10 protein-coding genes and 2 pseudogenes are annotated in these 18294 nt (G+C 67.3%); 4 read left to right on the forward strand and 8 right to left on the reverse strand.

Translation table 11 applies throughout. From position 1 onward, the window contains the following. Window positions 1-203 precede the first annotated feature (203 nt). Both ACFC79_RS02615 and ACFC79_RS02620 read left to right on the forward strand, forming a co-directional pair. Window positions 204-1206 (forward strand): annotated as a pseudogene (locus ACFC79_RS02615) (IS630 family transposase). Window positions 1207-1335: 129 nt separating this feature from the next. Then, a pseudogene (locus ACFC79_RS02620) lies at window positions 1336-2502 on the forward strand (IS701 family transposase). Between the two features lie 239 nt (window positions 2503-2741). Here the strand turns inward: ACFC79_RS02620 and ACFC79_RS02625 are convergent. Then, entirely contained in the window at window positions 2742-4889 is a 2148-nt protein-coding gene (locus ACFC79_RS02625) for a DEAD/DEAH box helicase (protein WP_376234168.1), read from the reverse strand. Continuing rightward, on the reverse strand, window positions 4886-6220 hold the full coding sequence (gene brxD / locus ACFC79_RS02630; RefSeq protein ID WP_376234171.1) for a BREX system ATP-binding protein BrxD: 1335 nt from the start codon (window positions 6218-6220) through the stop codon (window positions 4886-4888). Before brxD ends, ACFC79_RS02625 begins: the two co-directional genes overlap by 4 nt. A gap of 129 nt (window positions 6221-6349) precedes the next feature. Here brxD and ACFC79_RS02635 point away from each other — a divergent pair, with 129 nt between their 5' ends. Together ACFC79_RS02635 and ACFC79_RS02640 are read left to right on the forward strand one after the other, a co-directional pair. Beyond that, window positions 6350-8179: a DUF262 domain-containing protein gene (locus ACFC79_RS02635; protein WP_376234174.1), complete on the forward strand. Its 1830-nt coding sequence runs from the start codon at window positions 6350-6352 to the stop codon at window positions 8177-8179. A 77-nt stretch (window positions 8180-8256) separates the two neighbouring features. Beyond that, window positions 8257-9225: a CBS domain-containing protein gene (locus ACFC79_RS02640; RefSeq protein WP_376234177.1), complete on the forward strand. Its 969-nt coding sequence runs from the start codon at window positions 8257-8259 to the stop codon at window positions 9223-9225. A gap of 48 nt (window positions 9226-9273) precedes the next feature. Here the strand turns inward: ACFC79_RS02640 and pglZ are convergent, their stop codons facing one another. From pglZ to ACFC79_RS02670, 6 genes are all read right to left on the reverse strand, one after another. After that, window positions 9274-12246, reverse strand: coding sequence for a BREX-2 system phosphatase PglZ (gene pglZ / locus ACFC79_RS02645; RefSeq protein ID WP_376234181.1), 2973 nt, complete (start codon window positions 12244-12246; stop codon window positions 9274-9276). Between the two features lie 10 nt (window positions 12247-12256). After that, window positions 12257-16186 (reverse strand): phage resistance protein, encoded by a 3930-nt coding sequence (locus ACFC79_RS02650; protein WP_376234184.1) that lies wholly within the window; start codon window positions 16184-16186, stop codon window positions 12257-12259. A gap of 116 nt (window positions 16187-16302) precedes the next feature. Further along, window positions 16303-16788 carry a type II toxin-antitoxin system VapC family toxin gene (locus ACFC79_RS02655; protein ID WP_376234187.1) on the reverse strand — a complete coding sequence of 162 codons (486 nt, stop codon included), beginning with the start codon at window positions 16786-16788 and terminating at the stop codon, window positions 16303-16305. Next, entirely contained in the window at window positions 16778-17047 is a 270-nt protein-coding gene (locus ACFC79_RS02660) for a type II toxin-antitoxin system Phd/YefM family antitoxin (RefSeq protein ID WP_376234190.1), read from the reverse strand. The genes ACFC79_RS02655 and ACFC79_RS02660 overlap by 11 nt, the downstream gene beginning before the upstream one ends. A gap of 131 nt (window positions 17048-17178) precedes the next feature. Beyond that, complete coding sequence (locus tag ACFC79_RS02665; RefSeq protein WP_376234193.1) at window positions 17179-17382, reverse strand: DUF397 domain-containing protein; 204 nt, start codon at window positions 17380-17382, stop codon at window positions 17179-17181. Next, window positions 17379-18263: a helix-turn-helix domain-containing protein gene (locus ACFC79_RS02670; protein WP_376234196.1), complete on the reverse strand. Its 885-nt coding sequence runs from the start codon at window positions 18261-18263 to the stop codon at window positions 17379-17381. Before ACFC79_RS02670 ends, ACFC79_RS02665 begins: the two co-directional genes overlap by 4 nt. Window positions 18264-18294: the final 31 nt, after the last annotated feature.

Below are 18294 nucleotides of genomic sequence, written 5' to 3' on the forward strand. Positions count from 1 at the left end.
AGGCTGGGCACGGTAAATCCCCGGAAGGAGGATTCGAGTCGACCGCGCGTCGGCATACCTGATCTCGCTGTCGGCTGAGTGTGCAAGGCACATGACGGGGCTATTGATCCGAAGCGCTTTGGCTTCATCCTCGTTGACGGCGTGTGAGTGATCTGGTGGGGGATGCGTGGACCTGGTCGCCGGACGCGCAGGAGGCTGCGCGGTTGCTGGCGTTGTCCGCGCTGGTGGACGGGCGGGACCGGGCAGAGGTCGCGGCCCTGTTCAAGGTGTCGGTCAGGGCCGTGGACAACTGGTGGACGAGGTGGCAGACCGGCGGCCGGGACGTGCTGCTGTCCCGTCCGCGTGGCCGCCGGGTGGGCGAGCAGCAGGTTCTGTCCGGGGCCGAGCAGGCCGCCGTCCGGCAGGCCGTCCTCGGTCACACCCCTGCGGCCTGGGACTTTCCGGTCAGCTCTGGGCACGGGCCCTCATCGGCGAGCTGATCTTCAAGCTGTACCGGATCCGCTTCACCGAACCCGGGGTGGGCAACTACCTCAAACGCTGGGGCCTGGCGTTCCAGCGTCCGGACGAGCGGGCCGTCGAGCAGGACGCGGAAGCGTTCCGTGTCCGGCACGAGGAGACCTGGCCGGCGATCCGGGCCCAGGCGAAGGCCGAGAACGGTGAAGTCCTCTTCGTCGACCAGGTCGGTGTCCGATCGGACCAGGTCACCGGCCGCACCGGGGGTGAGCGGGGACGGACTCCGGTCGTCCGTCGCACCGGGAACCGCTTCTCCGCGAACGCGATGTCCGCGATCGGCACGAAGGGCCGGATGCACTTCATGGTCTTCACCGAGTCGTTCGACGCGAAGGTCATGTGCCGCTTCCTGGACCGGCTCGTCGGACACTTCGACCACAAGGTCCACCTGGTCGTCGACCGGCACTCGGCCCACTGCTCGAGGACCGTCCGGACCTGGCTCGCCGAGCACGAGGACCAGACCGAGCTGCACTTCCTGCCGTCGTACTCACCCGAGCTGAACCCCGACGAGCTGGTCAACGCCGACCTCAAACGCAGCCTGCCCCACACCCACAGGGCCAGGAACCAGGGGGAACTCGCCACCGAGACCCGCCGGTTCTTCCACCGCCGACAACGCTAGCCACACATCGTGCGCGGATACTTCGGCGGCTCACACGTCCGCTACATCCTCGACGAGTGAACCCAATGAGTTTCTGATCAATAGTAGTACTTGGTCATGTGCGGTTTGTGATGGTGTGTCTTCTTGATGGGGTGTGTCGTTGACAGGATGCGCTGAGTGGGGAGTTGGCTGCGGTCCGGTGTGATCTGGAGGACTTCGCGGCGGAGATGTTCGAGTCGTTCGCGCGGGCGGATCAGCGGCGGTGGGGCGGGGTCTATCTGCGGGGCCTGTTGCTGGACGGCGGGCGCAAGTCGGTGGAGCCGATGGCCGGCCGTCTGGGCGAGGACGGGAACCGGCAGGCCCTGGCCCACTTCGTCACTTCCAGCCCATGGGATGCGGCGCATGTGCGGGCCCGTCTGGCCTGGCGTATGCAGCCGGTCATCAAGCCCACTGCGCTGGTCATCGACGGCACCGGGTTCCTCAAGGACGGGGATGCATCGGCGTGTGTGACCCGGTAGTACACCGGCACCGCGGGCAAGGTCACCAACTGCCAGGCCGGGGTCTCGCTGCACCTGGCTTCCAACGGCGCTTCCGCGGCCGTGAACTGGCGTCTGTTCCTGCCCGGGAGCTGGGATCCCGCCTCGCCCAAGGCCGACCCGGCCAAGGTAGCCCGCCGCGACAAGTGCGCCATCCCCGTCCAGGTGGGCCATGTCGAGAAGTGGCAGCTGGCCCTCGACGTGATCGACGAGACGCGGTCCTGGGGCATCGAGGTGCCCCAGGACATCGCCGACGGCGGCACCGCCGCCTTCCGGCTCGGCCTGGAAGAACGCGGTCTCGACTACGTGGTGGGCATCTCGGCCACGACCACTGCGCAACCCGGGGACGCACAGCCGTGCACCCGGCCTGCCCCGAGCCGGCCCAGCAGGTGAAGAGCCTGGTCATCGCGGCCGGCAAGAACTCCGCGCGGCTGGTGCAGTGGAGGGAGGGATCGCGGCCGGGCAGCGGTCCGCAGCGGGTACAAACGCATGTACTCGCGCTTCGTGGCCCTGCGGGTTCGGCCCGCCGGACGCGAGATCCGCAAGGCCACGGCCGGCACCGAGCTTCCGGTCCGCTGGCTGCTGGCCGAATGGCCCGCCGGCCAGGACGAGCCCGTGCAGTTCTGGCCCTCCAACCTGCCCGAGGCCACCCCGTTGCCCGTCCTCGTGCGCACCGCGAAGCTCCGATGGCGCATCGAGAACGACTACCGCGAGATGAAACAGGCCCTGGGCCTGGCCCACTTCGAAGGCCGAACCTGGCCAGGCTGGCACCACCACGTCACCCTCGTCTCGGTCGCCCACGCCTTCTGCACCCTTCAGCGACTGACCCGATCCCCAAAAGAGACGGCGTCGGCCTGAACCTCTACCGAGTCGTCCACGAGCTGCAAATACTCCTCGTGATCTGGACCGGCGCCTGCCCCACCTGCCACCGCGACATGCCAGACCCCGCACCAACATGACCAAGCACTACTAGAGCGTGGGCGGGCATCGGTCTGCCGTGGCCACCATCGGATTGCCTGGCCCGGCAGAGGCCTGGAACCCAGATCCGACGAGCTTCACCGAAATGACGGTCGATAACTGTGATTTCAGTCGCGTTGCTATAGAACTTCGAAAGTGAACCTGCTGGGTTCGCGAAGTGCTTCCGCCGCGCCGCTGAGGTCGGCAAGGCGGGCGGCAAGTGTCGCCTCGGCCAGCCGCGGAGGCAGCGCTGCGCTGAACTTCAGGCCGTGGAGAGCGCGGGGGGCCACTGAAGGGAGACAGAGGCGTCCTGCTGCCTCGGACTTGGCCTGCTTCCATTCTTGAAGCGTGATGTCTTCACGGAGTCGAACATATGTGTCCGTGGGGCGCTGCAAAGGGTCGGCGGCGGTACCGAGCGAGGCAGCCAGAGTCACGTTGGCTTTGTATCCGGCCCACGTCCACCACCGCACATTGGTGTCCTGTCCGCCGCGCACGAGAACTGAGGCATCGGGGTGCACCAGCTCGGCTGCCTTTTCGCGTACTTGACCGAGGGCGCTTTCGGCACGGCGGGTGAAGGCGATCGGAGGCATTTCACCGAGGAGCACTTCCCGCGCGGCACGGGTCAATGCGTGGGACCCGGTGCGGGACAGACCTGCTCCGCCCCATCGGGCCTTTCCTCCTCCGTCCACCGGCTCGACGAAGCAGCGGCGCCGTGACCAGTCGATGTAGGTCACCTGCCAACTGCGCCCGGCGAGCAGCAGCCGCCGTGGCCCGGTGATCTTCTCGGTGAGCAGGGCCGGGTCCGTCATACCGATTTCGTTGCGCCCTGACAGAACTGTGAACTCGGGGGCCGCAGTGAACACGGCTGTGAGGTCCATGAAGTGCCGGTAGCCGAAACGCTGTTCGGCCTCGGGGCCGATGAACATCATTCCGCCGTCACGGTTTAGATAGCCCTCCGTGATCAGGTGGCGTACGAGCGGTTCGGCGGGCGGTCCGAACGGCCCGAGGCCACCCCACCAGACCTGCCAGAGACGTTCCCCGACCCGGTGTTCCTGAAGGCAGAGCGCGAGCACCTGTTGAGCAACGATGTGCCGGGGTTCCGGCGGTGCGATGACCGGCTCGACCCACCCGCGCGACCAGAGCAGAAGAAGAGCGGTAGCCGACAACAGGCCAGCCTCATCGAGGGCCAGGAACAGACAGTTGCGCGTCGACCCAGGCCGCCGTCCGGTGCGCCCGAGCCGCTGGAGGAAGGAAGCCACAGTCCCGGGCGCGTCGATCTGGATGACACGGTCGAGATCGCCCACGTCGATGCCGAGTTCCAGCGTGCTCGTGGAGACGATCACACAGTCGCGAGCGTCCGCGAAGGCTTCCTCTGCTCGTCGTCGCTCGTCCGCGGACAGCGACGCATGTGACAGGAATGTAGTCACGCCCTTCGCGCGCAGTGCCTCACCGAGCTCTTCGACCTGCTTACGCGACTCGCAGAACACCAGACGCTTCTCACCCCTGTGCAAGGCCGCGATCACAGTGGCCGCGTTGGTCAGCGAACCTACGTAGTCGAGCTGGACATCCCCTGGCGGAGGCGATTGCGCTGTCGACGACGCCTGGGTACGCAGATGGGGAGCGACAACTCGCGGGTTGCCCTTACCCGATTCCCCCCGCGACCCCCGCAACCAGGTGAGCATCTCTTCCGGATTACCTACGGTCGCCGAGAGACCCACCCGTTGGACGGAGCGTCCGGCCACGCGCTCCAGCCGTTCCAGCACGGCAAGAAGATGCCATCCCCGGTCGTCCCCCGCGAAGGCGTGCACCTCGTCCACGACAATGGCGCGCAGCCCGGAGAAGAACGCCCTGTGATCGACATTTGTGCTGACCAGCATGGCTTCCAGAGACTCCGGAGTGGTCAGCAAAACATCCGGGCGCTCCCGCAGAATGCGCTTGCGGCGAGTATGCGATACGTCGCCATGCCAGAGCGCTGCCGTGCGCCCGAGCCACGAGGTATACGTCTCCAGCCGGGGCAGGAGGTTGTTCAGCAGTGCCTTGAGAGGACAGACGTAAAGGACCGAGGTGCCGGTCCAGCCCTCCCGGGCCATGCGCGAGAGCAACGGGAAGCTCGCCGCCTCGGTCTTCCCGCCGGCCGTGGGGGCCAGCAGCAATGCGTCCGAACCGTCGACGAGCGGTGTGATCGCCTCCTCCTGGAGCGGGCGCAGCCCTGGCCATCCCAAGGTGTTCACGATGTGATGGACGATTCCGGGGTGCAGCAGATCCAGTGGGTCCGAGACCGTGGTCATGGAAGATCCAGTTCGATCTCGTCCGGGCTGCCGGCCGCCGCGTTGCGTTCGACCTCGCTCATCTCCGCCGTCCTGACCGTCAGGGCATAGTGCTGACGCGGATCGAAGTCGTCGAACTGGTCGACACGGTCCAGAACGTCACCGACGAGCTTCTTCAAGAACAGCCGGGGGGCGACACCCACTCGACCGCCGAGAGCCCCGCCGACGGCTACGGCCAGGTCGGCAATGTACGCGTCATCCACAACAGTCCTGACCCGCTCGGAATCACGGACACCGTCCGCATAGAGGTCGCGAATGGTCGTCCCTAGGCCCACCAACGAGTCCTGGGTGAATCCGGGCAGCCGGACTTGCACGGCCCGGGGGTTGTCGAAACGCGGATCGGTGGTGAAGTCGGTGGCAAGCCGCTGCGCCAGGGGTGCCAGGCGCTGCACGCCCTGCTGGCCTTCGTAAAATGCCGGAGTGCCGGTGATCAGCAAGTACAGGCCGGGAAAGCGGCCGGAGTGCACCTCGTCGATGAGCTGACGCAGTGCGTTCAGCGCCTTGTCGCGTGCGTCGGAACGTACCCGCTGAAGCGTTTCCACCTCGTCGAGTACGACGAACAACCCCTTGTGCCCCGAGTCGCGCAGCACTGTCAGTAGTCCCTGAAGGAAGCCGAAGGCACCGAAGTGGTCGAGGTCGCCCCGGACTCCGGCGGCTCTGCGCGCCGAGGCGGCAACGTGTGGCTGGCCGCCCAGCCAGGCCATCACCGCCGAGGCAGTGACTTCGTCGCCCGAGGTGAGTGCGGTCCGGTAGCCGCGAAGGGCTGTCGCGAAGGACGGGGCATGCCGGGATACATCGGTGAGGCGGGCCGTCATCAGCTGCTCGACGGCTTCCGCCAGGTCCTCCTCCGCCGTACCCGCGGCAAGCGAGTCCTCCTCCAGTGCGTAGAACCACGCGTCCACGACAGGGCGCAACGCGCTCGGGGGAAAGCCGGAGGTGGTCAGCCGCTCGGTGAGGCGACGGTAGACCGTCTCCAGCTTGTGCAGTGGTGTCTCCGTCTCCGAGACCTGAATCTCCGCGACGGCAAAGTTGCGCCTCTTGGCACGCTCGCCGAGCCACCGGGTGAAGAAGGTCTTGCCGGACCCGTACTCACCCCGCACCGCCTTGAACACGGAGGCACCCGACGCCACGGCGTCGAGCTCGGCATCGAGCGCCGGCTCGAAGCGGCCCAGGCCGGTCGCGAGCAGGTCGAGGCCGCTCTCAGGGACGGCGCCGCGCCGAAGCGCGTCGATCACATCTCGACGCCGGGCGACGCTGACGAGGCCGGTGCGTTCGGGTCTGTCGATACTCACCTGCTCAGTCTCCCATCCAGGGAAAGTTCCGGAGGATCGGCCGGAATATGCCCTTACGGACCCTGCTGCTCCGGCATTGATTGACACCTGGGCGGCCCGCCGGTCAAATGCTCAGTGCACAGTTCTGTTATGAGTGGGGGAAGCAGCGGCGTGGCGCTCGACAATCCGAATCTGAAGGACGTACTCAAGGAAGTCGCATCCGGCGCCCTCCAATTGCCCGACTTCCAGCGGGAGTGGAAGTGGGACGACGAGCGCATCAGGGCACTCATCGCGACGGTGACGCTCAAATATCCGCTCGGTGTGGTCATGGCGCTGCACACCGGTGGTACCTCCCAGTTCAAGGCCCGGACACTCAAGGGCGCCGAGTCAGCCGAGGGCCGGACCCCAGACCTGTTGCTGCTCGACGGACAGCAGCGAATGACCTCGCTCTTCCAGGCACTGCACCATGACAGCCCCGTCGCGACGGTCGACTCCCGGGGCAATGACCTGAAGTGCTGGTACTACGTCGACATCGCCAAGGCCGTGGGTGCGCCCGCCGACCGCGACGACGCGATTGTCTCGGTCCCCGAGGACCGCAAGCTGAAGAGTGGCACTGCTCGCAGAGTCGTACTGGATCTGAGTACGGTCGAGGGTGAGTGCGCTGCCGGGTACTTCCCGCTCCGCTTCGTCTTCGACACCCGGCGAGTGAGCGAATGGCAGCAGGAGTTCGTGAAGGAGCACAGCAACTGGCCTCTGTGGGCGAAGTTCCAGGAGCAGGTGCTGAACAACATGCTGTCGTTCGACGTCCCGATGATCAAACTCGCTGCCACCACGACAACCGATGCGGTGTGCGCGGTGTTCGAACGAGTGAATACCGGCGGTGTGCCACTGAATGTCTTCGAGCTGCTCACAGCCACGTACGCGGGGAATCAGGAACACGTCGCGGAGCACGGGGACTACTACCGGCTGCCTGACGAGTGGCAGCAGCTCAAGAAGGAACTGACGTCCGCGTACCCGGTCTTCGGCCGTCCGGAGGACGGACCGGAGGACGGTCTGAGCAGTAGCGACTTCCTTCAGGCGGTCTCCCTGGTCCGTACCTGGGAGGCCAAGCGGGCGGGGGCGGGGACATCCGTGTCCTGCAAGCGCCGGGATCTCCTCAACCTGCCGCTCGCCGACTTCCGCAGGCTGGCGCCCCGGGTGGCGGCCGCCTTCGCTTGGGTCGGTGGATTCCTGGAGCGCCAGTCCATTGTCCGGACCGGTGACCTGCCCTACCGCACACAGCTGGTGCCGTTGGCCGCTGTGCGTGCGCTCATCGGTACGGAGACGGACACCCCGGGCGCCGACGAGCGGATCAGCCAGTGGTACTGGTGCGGTGTGCTGGGTGAGATGTACGGCGGCTCACTGGAGACCCGTTTCACCAGGGATGTCGAGCAGTTGATCGACTGGGTTCGCGGTGAAGACCACGCGACCCCCGACACGGTCAGCGAAGCAGCGTTCCTCGATGACCGCCTGGACACACTGACGACCCGCAACAGTGCTGCCTACAAGGGGATCTACGCTCTCCTCATCAAGCAGGGGGCCGTGGACTGGTACTTCACCGACCGCCCTCTCTCTCCGGCGCAACTGGTCGAGCACGCGGTCGACGTACGATTGCTCTTCCCCAAGGCCTGGATCGCCAAGAACGAGCCCACCTGGGCCAAGTACGCCACATCGATCGTCAACAAGACCCCGCTCTCGCTTCGGGCCAGCAAGAGCATGTCCGGTCCGCCCGGTGCCTATCTCAAGACACTGTCACTCGAGTCGGGTATGCGTCCTGAATGGTTCGAGGATGTCGTGGCCACCCACCTCGTCGACGTGGACACGTTGAAGGAGGGCGACTTCGTCCGTTTCTACGAGAACCGGGCGAAGCAGCTCCGCGATCTGGTCAGGGCCGCGATGGGCAAGCGCACCGTCTTCCGTGACGCGACGGAATGGGTGTGAGCGCGACGATGTCTCAGGATCCTTCTGGGGAAGAGCTTCTCGCACTCAAGGGCAAGCGGATCCCCGTCCTTGAACTCATGGCACTTTTCGGTACGCGCCTGCGCAATGATCTGACTGTGCCGCGCGTCGAGCAGGCGCTCAAGGATGTCGGGCTCGCAACGCTGCCGTACTTCGCCAACTGCAGCAACAGCGCCGACATCCACATAGTGCCGTGGCAGCAAGCGACTCCTCCGGAGTCGGTCGAGGACGAGTCGGCCGAGGACGCCGAAGAGCTCCCTTCCGGTGGGCTGCCGGCGCGCCCTCTGCGTATCGGGGACATCCCGTCCGCGGTGGGTGGCTTGTTCTCCGTGACACCGGATACGCAGCTGACGGAGGTCACGTACCTCATGCGGACGAAGAAGTACTCCCAGATCCCTGTGATTGAAGGCGGATCGACGTTGCACGGCGTCGTCACCTGGAGCTCGGTGGCGAAGGTGTACGAGACCACGTCCGCCGCCGTCCTGGCGGAGGCCATGGTCGACGACGCGCCGGTCGTCGATGTGCGCCACGACTTCTTCACGCTGTTGCCCCGGGTCAGCGACGACGACTATCTGCTGGTCCGGGCCAACAACGGCACGTTCTGCGGAATCGTGACGGCGGCCGACATCACCGACCGGTTCGGCACGACGGCTTGGCCCTTCTTCGTCGTGGGGGAGATCGAGTCCCGGCTCCGTAAGTGTCTGGGGGCGAAGCTCGACGCGGACGCGATCCGTGCCGTTCAGGGGCCCTCGGCAGCGAAGAAGACAGGGCTGATCACCGACCTGATGTTCAACGGCTATGTGAAGCTGTTGGACGGTGACCAGCAGAACCCCGCACTCCGTACTCTCTCGGACGAGAACTGGAAGGCGCTCGGCTGGCCAGGGGTCGACCGGGGGCAGTTCGTGCGTCAGCTCGACCGTGTGCGTGTCATCCGCAACAGCATCGCCCACTTCGACGCGGAACCGCTGACAGCGAAACTGTCCGACGAACTCCGTGAGTTCGCCGGACTGCTTCGCCAGATCACCTGAGGCCGTCGACCGGGCCGGACCGTCGTGCGACGTCCCGGCCCGGAATCCCTATCCCAATCCGAACTGTTCTCGCAGCAGTTCCTTGTCGAGCCGAAGCGTCCGGCCGTCAGGCAGGTTCTCCAGCACCTGGGCGCTGTCGTAGTTCAGCAGTTGCCGCAGTACGGCTCCGAAGCCGTCCGCTCCACTGGCACGTACCCCCGCACGCTGCGCGAGCGCGGTCACCGGCAGCGTGCCCCCCGCGTCCAGCAGCGCCCGGACGGCCTTCTCCACTTGCGCCAGATTCGGTTTGCGGCCCAGCACCTGCACCTGCGTCTCGAAGAGCTCCGACGCGAACAGAGCCGTGACCAGGGCATCGTCAGGCAATCTCAGCTCGGCCGAGATCATCGCGCTGTCCGCCCGGGGTTCCTCCGCAACCGGCGTCAGCACCACGTCGAAGAGTGATTCATGACTCCGGGCGAATACGGCATCGGCCTTTGCCCGCTTGGACGGCTTCTTCGGTGCGGCGACATCGGCTGCCGCGGGGCGCACGGGCTCGGCCGGCCGGGAAGTGAGCGACCACCACGGCGGCTGCTGGCTGCCCAGCTCCCGCCAGCCGTGTGGCGGCTCGGCACCGAAGGGCAAAAAGGCCAGTACCGGAATGGTGAACTCGGCCAGAGCCGCCCCGCCGTGGTAGCCGGCCTTCTGAGCGGTGTATCGAGAGTCGGCGTCCCACAGGGCCACGATCTCGTCACCGGACTCCGGCGCGACGACGCGCGGCCCCGAGAGCGCGATCTCCGTTTCCTGCAGGGCACCGCCGGGGCTCCGATGCCTGGCCGACCGCACGCCCGACGCGTCGATCCTCACACCGTGCCTGTCGACGACATGGCCGTGATCGCTGACCAGGATCACCGCACGCCCCTGTCCGGCGGCGAGCTGGAGCAACTGCCGCAGCCGCCCTATCTCGCCGAGCCTCCAGGCGCCGTCCCCGAGCTTCTGTTCCTTGGCGAGACGATCGTCGATGGTGTTCAGCACCACCGCGACATGTGTACGGTCCCCGACCAACGCGTCGTTCAGCTCCGGACCGACCGTGTCGCCACTTCTCTCACCCCGCAGATCGTCCTTGTGGAACACCGCCACGCTCTCGCCGCCCCAGAACCGATGGCTGGGGAAGAGCCGCTTCTCGTCGGCCTGTGTGCCCGTCATCAGCCGGGCGGCGAAGAGCGAGGTCCGTGAAACCGAGGTGACCGTGGGCAACGCCGCAGCCATACCCCGACGTTGCGGGGAGTCCTTGGCCTTCGGTACCGGGTCGTACTCGACCCAGTGCTCACGCAGTTCCTCGCCCAGTTCGGCAGCGATCGCCGCGCTCATGCCGTCCAGGACGAGCAGCAGAACGCGCCGCCCTCCGGCCTTCACCACGGGCGCGACGACGGAGGGCAGGAAGGTCTCGACCGTGAGCATCGAACCGGGATCCGCGCCGTTCGTCGTCCAGGTGGCGAGTTTCGCGGCGAAGTGCCGGTCGATCTCGCGGCGTTCGGCACGTACCGAGGTGCACAGCGTGTCGTAGGCGGACCGCAAGGAGGCATCGGGATCGCCTCCCGCCTCGATGTGCTCCAGCGCCAGATCCACCCAGCCGGTCTCGGTGACATGACGTCCGACGCCGGACGCGACGGTTTCGCACTCCGTCACCGGCCCGGTCGCGAGCCACTGAGTGAGCCGCTGCGCCATTTTCGCCCGCGAGATACGCGTCCGGGCATCCGGGTCCGTGGCCTGCCGGTGTTCGTCGAGCGCGCTCACCGACTGCGCTGTCGCCCCGGCGTCGCCCGAGGACAGCGCTCGTCCGACATCACGGAACCTGGCTTCGAGTCCTTCTGCGAGAACGGGACTCGATGTGGCCGCCCGTTCGGCGCCGAACTGTCGGACCAGGGAGGAAGCCCGGTCCAGTGCGGCGCCGCTCTGCCGGCGCGCCGCTGCCGCAACCTCGTCCTGACCGGTTCGCCCGGTCAGCAGAAGACCGGAGACAAAGCTCTCGCAGCTACGGCCGAAAGCGGCAGCGAGGGCATCCAGCGCCTTGCCCCGCGCCGGTGGCTCTTCCCCGAACCAACGCTCGGCCCGCCCCCTGGCCCGGTAGTCCTCCGCGTCCGCCGTCGCATCGGCATGCCCCCACAGAGCGGCGCAGACCAGACCGAACGCCACGGCGTCGGGCCCGTGCTCCGCGCCGACGAGCGCGAGCAGCGCCTGCCCGGCAAGCCCGGTCTGATCCTCCTCGCCGAGAAAACGCGTCAACCCTTCCCGCTCGGCTGTGCGCAGGGACAGCAGACGGTTCGGGCCGCCGGGCGCCATGGACCACCGCAACAGCGCCTGTACATCGAGCCCGTCACCGCTCGGGACCGTACCGGAGACGAGGCTCCCGGGATCGGCATCGGTGCCCCCGCCCGATCCGGTGGCGAACTCCGGGGAGGCGGCGCGCGGATCGCGGTCGGGGTCGTACCGTCCGATACCCAGCCTGCGCAGGGCCAGGGCGGTGAGCGATTCACGCCGGGTCAGTATGCCGCCGGCCAGTTGTGGCCAACCGCCGGGCGGTGTGGCGTCGAGCAGTGACTCGGCGGCCCAGTTCTCCTTGTTGAGTCTGCTGTCGGTGTCCACCGCCCCGAACGCCTCACGGACGACGTCCCAGGTATTGACGGCGTTCACGCGCTGCTTGTGTACCTTGGCCAGCAGGTCCGGCCCGAGCTCGGCCTCTTCGCGATCGGTCAGCACCACCAGCACCTCGGGGCCCGTGGCCGACCTGGCCCGGTGCCCCAGGATCAGTTCGTGCACGGCCAGCGGCGACGGCGCGCCCTTGACGACAGCCCGCCAGGGCTCGCCCCAGCTCAGTTCGGCAGGCCCGTCCCACACCGGTTCGGCTCGCAGCAGGACCACCCGGCGCTTCCCGGTCCGGAGACCGGACTGCGAGGCCAGGTACTGCTTCACCGTGGCTTTGTTGAGCCGCACCGCGCTCGTGGCAGCGGGCGTGGACCCGCTCGCGCTCGTCGCCGTACTCACTTCACGTGCCTCATTCCACGACTCGCCAGCTGATCTCGATCGTTGCGTCGGGTTCCGCCGCCGACAGCCCCGCCAGTTCTGCCTGGAGTTCGGCGATCGCGCGCGCAGCAGTGGTCCGGCCACCGCCCGAACGCTTCGGCGCACGCTCAGTGGCCGGATGAGTGGTCGGCACCGGAGGCCGGCTGAACTCGGTGTTCAGGTCGACATCGTTGGGTGTGCTGAGCGGCTTGTCCGTGGGCGCTGTGGTCGGAGTGGGCCCCACCGGCGGAACGCTTTCCGTGTCACTCCGGTCGATGACGGCAACGATCGAGTCGCGCGCGTTCTGCAGCGCGTCCTCCAGCTTCGTGGTGCGCTGATCGGCCTGTGCGGCTCCCTGCAGCTCTTCGAGTACGGCCCGGCCCTGCGCACCGTACTTCGGGGCGAGCTTGAACATGTCCCAGGCCGCTCCGACCAGCGCGGTGGTCACGGTTTCGGCCTGCTTGATCGAAGCCCCGTACCGCCCTGCCGACACCTCGCCGAGGTCGAAAGAGGCGAAAGCCGTGATGATCTGCTTGGCACTGGCCGAACCGCTCGCCGCACCACGGTCCAGACCCACCAGCTCTTCGAGCAGATCGCGCGAGCGCCGGGCGATCGCGAGCCTGCCGGATTCGTCCGCCCCGTCGAGTCCGAGTGCGACGGAGCGCCGCTCCAGCCCCTGCACGAGATCGCCCGCGTGCCCTCGGTAGGCGTGCGCCTGGCGGCTGATCTGCCGGGCGAACTGGCCGACCATCCTGCCGCGGCGCAGCGTCGGCGGCCGGTCGCCGAAGATCTCCCAGAAACGCCGTCCTGCCTCTTCCCAGACCTCCTCCTCCGGAAGGGGCTGCGAGCGCAGCGCGTACTGCGGCTTGACCGCCGACGGCTCGGGTGCCGGGTCCAACAGCGCTCCGCCCTGCACCCATACCCGGTCGTCCATCTCCGCGTAGGACGCGATGACCAGGTTGGCGAGGAAGGGGTCGAGTCCCATCGGCTCGGGCCGGTCCAGCCACTCGGTGAGCTGGACGACGCTCAGGTCACCCGGCCCGCCCTCGTTACGGGCCTGGAGCCCGAAGTGGTCCACCCAGCGGCCCGACAGCCGGAAGTACGCCTCCTTCTGCTGGCCGAGCCCGAGAGGAGCAGCGACGCGCTGCATCACCGCACGGTCCTTGGCCGGGATCTCGGCCTGTCGGTCACCGGCCTCGGCGGCTGCCCTGATGTGCCCGAAGACGGTCCGGGCATCGGCCGGCCGGACGGCGGTACCAGTGTTCTGCGGGTCCAGATCGGGATGGGCGGGGAACTGGTGCGTCAGCAGCTTGTCCGCGACGTGCCGGATCCCCGCGTGCAGGGTCATCCCGACGGATACCCGCAGCTCAGCCACGTTCGGCAGCGGCTCGAAGTGGTTCTCGAACGACACATCGACATCGGTCGGTTTCTTCTCCGCGCAGCCGTACGCCTGCTTGAAGGCGGCCTTCACCGTCTTCTTGAGCGCTTCGCGCTGCCCTTCGAGAAGCGCCTTGGCCCGGGCCCGGTTGTCGGCGTTGAGATGCCGGGCGTACAGGGTGTCGAAGCGCTGTTGGTCGGCCAGCGTGTAGTCGATGACGACCAGCCGCTGGAAGTCCTTGAACCGGGCGGCCGACAGATGCGTCGGGATCCAGGCAACGGTACGAGGATGGACACCGGGCAGCGCGCGCAGATCGCGCATGCGGTTGGCATCCTCGATGGGCCCGTACTCGCCCTCGTCGTACGGCAGGTCGATGACCATCCGCCACAGCCCGTCCTGGCTGGGGGAGAACTCGTGGTCGGGCAGGTCGTCGGGGTCGGCGATATTACCGAAGACGACTTCCACCGCACGGTGCGAGCCGCGCCAGACGAGCTGCAGTTCGTCCGCGACCAGCCGTTCCTGGAGCGGTAGCCCCAGTTCCTCGGCGAGCAGTCGTTTGGCGAGGGCGCGGCGGTTGGGCCGACTGTTGTTGACATCGGCATTGGCGATCACGGAGTCGACATCGACCCCGGCCAGTTCGAGTCGTACACCGGGGTTGGCACCGGTGCCGGTCGCCTTGATCTCGGCGAAGCGCGACGCCCATTCGTCGACCTTCGCCTTGATGACGCCGACCTCGGCGCCGGGAATCGGCGACAGCACGGACCCGTGGTTGAGCGCGCCGAGCCGCCGGATCGTGAGGTCCCGCAGCGCCGGCACACTCGGTGCCAGGGCGGACAGCAGCAGGGTGCACATGAGCCGGTCGTCACCGATGAAGCCCCTGCACCGGTTGACCAGCTGCGGATCGGTCACCGAGTCGCGCCGGTGCCGGTAGCGCTCGATGTCCTCCTCGGTGATCTCGTACGTGGCCAGGAGGTGCGGCCGCAGCTTGGCGCGGTACAGCTTGTCGGCGGCCTGGAACTCCACCTTCAGGCTGTCCACGAACGGCTTGTCGCCGCCGTCCGCGATCACCGGGTACAGATCGCCGAGCGGGATCAGATTCTCCAGCGTCGCGTCGTCCCGGTGATCGGCCAGAAGCTGGCCCATGAGCTTCAGACCGGTCCGGGAACGCTGGAGCGCGGAGGAGATGTGGACGAGCGTGTCCATGAACGCGGGCGTGAACGGATACGTCAGCCGGAACGACTCCTCGTCCGCTCCCGTCGTCCCCTCGTCCGACCCCAGCAGTACGTCCCAGACCTGCGGTCCGACCCGCTTGACCTTGGCGAAGGCGGCATCCAGCTTGGCGGCGGCCTCGTCATCCTTCGGTTTGAGGAGACGGGCATGGGCGATCTGCGGAAGGTTGCGGTCCTCCAGCGTGATCGTGTCGAAGCGGCCAGAGGCGAGCCGGAGACTGTCCTGGATGGCGGCTTCGGCGGCGCCGGAGATCTCCTCACCGACCAGTTCGCGCAGATCACGCTGGCGCGCGATGAACGAGACGATCGGGACGGCCCGCCGGGAATCGGCACCCTCCACGAAGTTCGTGATCTTGTCCGCCTCGCGGGAGACGAACTTCTGGTCGTGGACCCGGTTGGCGAGCCACAAGATCAGCTCGTCCATGAAGAGGATCAGCCCGTGGTACCCGAGCGACTTCGCATGCTCGGCGATCACCGCGAGACCGGCGTCCAGCGAGATGAAACCGTGCTCGTCCTCGGCCGCGTTGCGGGCGAACCCGGGGAACCAGGTGGCACTCGCGTCGTGCACCAGCTTGGCCCGCAGCTCGGCCGGCGTACTCGGATTGACCAGGTCCAGACTGACCTCGCCGCCGTCCAGCTCCTCGGCGGCGAGCGCCTTGGAAAGCAGCTCCGACGTCCAGGCGAACGGCTCGCCCCAGTCGTCGTCATCGTCAGCCGCGGCGCCGGACCCGGTGTCCGCGTCCGCACCCGCGAGCCCCTCGATGAACTTCTCGTCCCCCATCCGCTGCCGGTGCGAGTGGATGTCCTCGAAGAGGGAGTCGGTCCGGTACACCTGCGGCGTCGACGCGCCCGGATGCAGCGCCTTGACATGACTGACGTACCCACCGAGCACCCGCTGCTCCAGGGACTTCGCCCCGAGCATGTGGTACGGCACCAGCAGGAACCGCTTGCGCTCACCGCCCAGCCACTCGTGCTTGCCGAGTACGGGATCGAAGTCCGCACGGGCCCGCGCCGCCTGGTCGCCACGCAGGAGAGCGTGCAGCACGGCCATGAAGTGCGACTTACCGGAACCGAACGAACCGTGCAGATATGCGGCCTTCGAGGTGTGCCCGTCGAGCGCTGCCTTGATCAGACCGAGCGCCTCGTCGAAGTTCTCCAGCAGCCGCTCGGTGACGACGTAGTCCCGCAGCGCGAGGGCCGTGCCCTCCTCGCTGACCGCCTCGGCGAGCTTCAGGACGAAGTCTGAGGTGGAGATCGACGTCTTGATGTCGATGACGTCGCGGAGGAGCGGGGCTTGGGTCACATTCGGGGCCATGAGGTCTGCTGCTTCCGTTCCATTCCGTCTTTCCCTCGGACATGCATGGTACGAGGGACTGGTCAGGGGCGGTGTTCCGTGGCCCGCCCGCACCGCTGGGTGCTACCGCTGTCGCGTCACCGGTCGTGGAGAACCTTGGGCCGTGTGACCGGCACCACGGTGAGGAGACCGTCCAGCCCCTTGAAGTCGTCCGGGTTGGTGGTGAACAACGGAAGCTCCTCGGCGACGGCGACAGCCGCGATCATCAGATCCGCGATGCGACGCCTCGGCTTGCGTCCCACGCCGATCACGGCGGCGCAGACCCTGCCGTAGATGCGGGCGGCCTCCACCCCGAACGGGATGGGATCGAACTCGTTCTCCGCCCGCTGGAGCACATCGAGCCTCCTGGCCCGCTCGGCGTGCTCGTCGTAGTCGGACTGCTCCTCGTTCCGCCGGACCTCGTGCGGCCCCGCGGAGAGCTCGGCCAGGGTGATGGAGCTGATCGCCATCTCGGCGGGCAGCTCGGCGGGGTCGATCCACCTGCGAAGGATCATGATGTCGGTGTCGAGCAGCCCCTGCCGGAACGCGGCGGGCGACGGCGTCATGCCGGGCTCAGCGGGCATAGGGGTCGTCCGTTCCCTGCTCGGCCGTCCGGTCCTGATCGGCACGGAAGGCGTCCAGCGAGATATCGGGGGCGGTACGGGACATGCCGACGAATTCCTCGCGCGGGACGAACCGGCGTCGCCGCCGCAACGGAATCAGCTCACCGATCTGGTGCCCGTCCCGGGTCACGGTGAACGACTGCCCGCCCTGGACTGCGTCCATGATCTCTTTGGATCGGTTACGGAGATCGCGCTGGGTGATCTCTGGCTGAGCGCTCATGGGACCACGGTACGCGGGTCGTGGCGCGGTGTGCCACCAGGTGGCACGGTGGTGGTTGGGGCAGGTCCCGGGGCGCTGCTGGTGGCCTGGGCGGCCCGCCCCGGGTGCCGCCTGCCCTTCGGTGTGGACGGTCAGCCCAGGTCGCTGATGAACGTGCGCCAGGCGTTGGGGCTGAAGGTGATCACGGGGCCGGTGGGGCGCTTGCTGTCGCGGACGGGGATGAGGTGGGGGATGTTGTCGGCGACTTCAAGGCACTCGTTGTTGCCACCGCTGTATGTGCTGGCGCGCCACTTCACGCCCGAGAAGTTCGGCGTACCGCGGTGTGCGCTCTTCATGCTCTGTGCTCCTTGGCCCGGCGTTGGATGAGAGTGCGGGACTCCGTCGGTGAGAGCGCAGACGTGCGCGCGGCGTCGAAGAGGTCTTGGTAACGGGAGACATCCGCCTCTCGCTCCAGCCACATGGAACCCGACGGGTTATCTGCCAGTACCACGTCGAGCGCCCCATCCTCGGGAAATCCCAGCACTACGTACGGGCCGAACATACTCGCATGGGCTCCGCGGGAGAACGGCAGCACCTGGACGGTCACGTTGGGGTTCTCAGAACTGGCCAGCAGGTGTTCCAGCTGGGCGTTCATGACCGTAGCGCCACCAACCTGCTGGAGAAGTACAGCCTCGGAGAGAACGGCCCACAGGTGCAACGGCTGTTCATCCGCCAGGCGCTCTTGCCGGGCGAGGCGCACTTGGACAAACTTGTCGATTTCATCCGCTGTCTCCCACTGCCGGGAGGCCACGGTCACGGCTCGGATGTACTCAGGTGTCTGCAGCAGGCCAGGGATGAGCTGCGCCTGAAAGGTACGGATCGAACCCGCCATTGCTTCCAGTGCGATGTAGTCCCGGTATGTGTCGGCGAGGACTGACCCGTACTGGTTCCACCACCCTTCCCTGCGCCTGCGGTTGGCCTTGCGGGCCAGCATGCTCAGGCGATCGCGAATCTCCTGATCGGATACCTCGTACGCGTGCAGCATCGCTGTCAGGTCGGGCATCCGTACCGCGACCCGGCCGTTCTCGATGCGACTGATCTTGCCCTTGGTGCAGTCGAGCGCCTCTGCCGCGTGAGCGGTGGTAAGCCCGGCGGACTCCCGCAACCGGCGTAGCTCATCGCCGAGTTGGCGGCCAAGGACGGTTGATGGGGTGGCGGTGGTGCGCTTCGCAGGCATGAGAACACCTTTAGCAAAGTGACGGCTCGGA

The sequence above is a fragment of the Streptomyces sp. NPDC056061 genome, assembly GCF_042266885.1.
GTDB lineage: Bacteria > Actinomycetota > Actinomycetes > Streptomycetales > Streptomycetaceae > Streptomyces.

What these genes read in the sequence shown, in the direction of transcription:
- ACFC79_RS02665 (WP_376234193.1), bottom strand. Translation starts at nt 17,382, where the DNA reads ATGAAGAGCGCACACCGCGGTACGCCGAACTTCTCGGGCGTGAAGTGG.
- ACFC79_RS02655 (WP_376234187.1), bottom strand. Translation starts at nt 16,788, where the DNA reads ATGCCCGCTGAGCCCGGCATGACGCCGTCGCCCGCCGCGTTCCGGCAG.
- ACFC79_RS02660 (WP_376234190.1), bottom strand. Translation starts at nt 17,047, where the DNA reads ATGAGCGCTCAGCCAGAGATCACCCAGCGCGATCTCCGTAACCGATCC.
- ACFC79_RS02640 (WP_376234177.1), top strand. Translation starts at nt 8,257, where the DNA reads ATGGCACTTTTCGGTACGCGCCTGCGCAATGATCTGACTGTGCCGCGC.
- ACFC79_RS02625 (WP_376234168.1), bottom strand. Translation starts at nt 4,889, where the DNA reads ATGACCACGGTCTCGGACCCACTGGATCTGCTGCACCCCGGAATCGTC.
- ACFC79_RS02650 (WP_376234184.1), bottom strand. Translation starts at nt 16,186, where the DNA reads ATGGCCCCGAATGTGACCCAAGCCCCGCTCCTCCGCGACGTCATCGAC.
- ACFC79_RS02670 (WP_376234196.1), bottom strand. Translation starts at nt 18,263, where the DNA reads ATGCCTGCGAAGCGCACCACCGCCACCCCATCAACCGTCCTTGGCCGC.
- ACFC79_RS02635 (WP_376234174.1), top strand. Translation starts at nt 6,350, where the DNA reads ATGAGTGGGGGAAGCAGCGGCGTGGCGCTCGACAATCCGAATCTGAAG.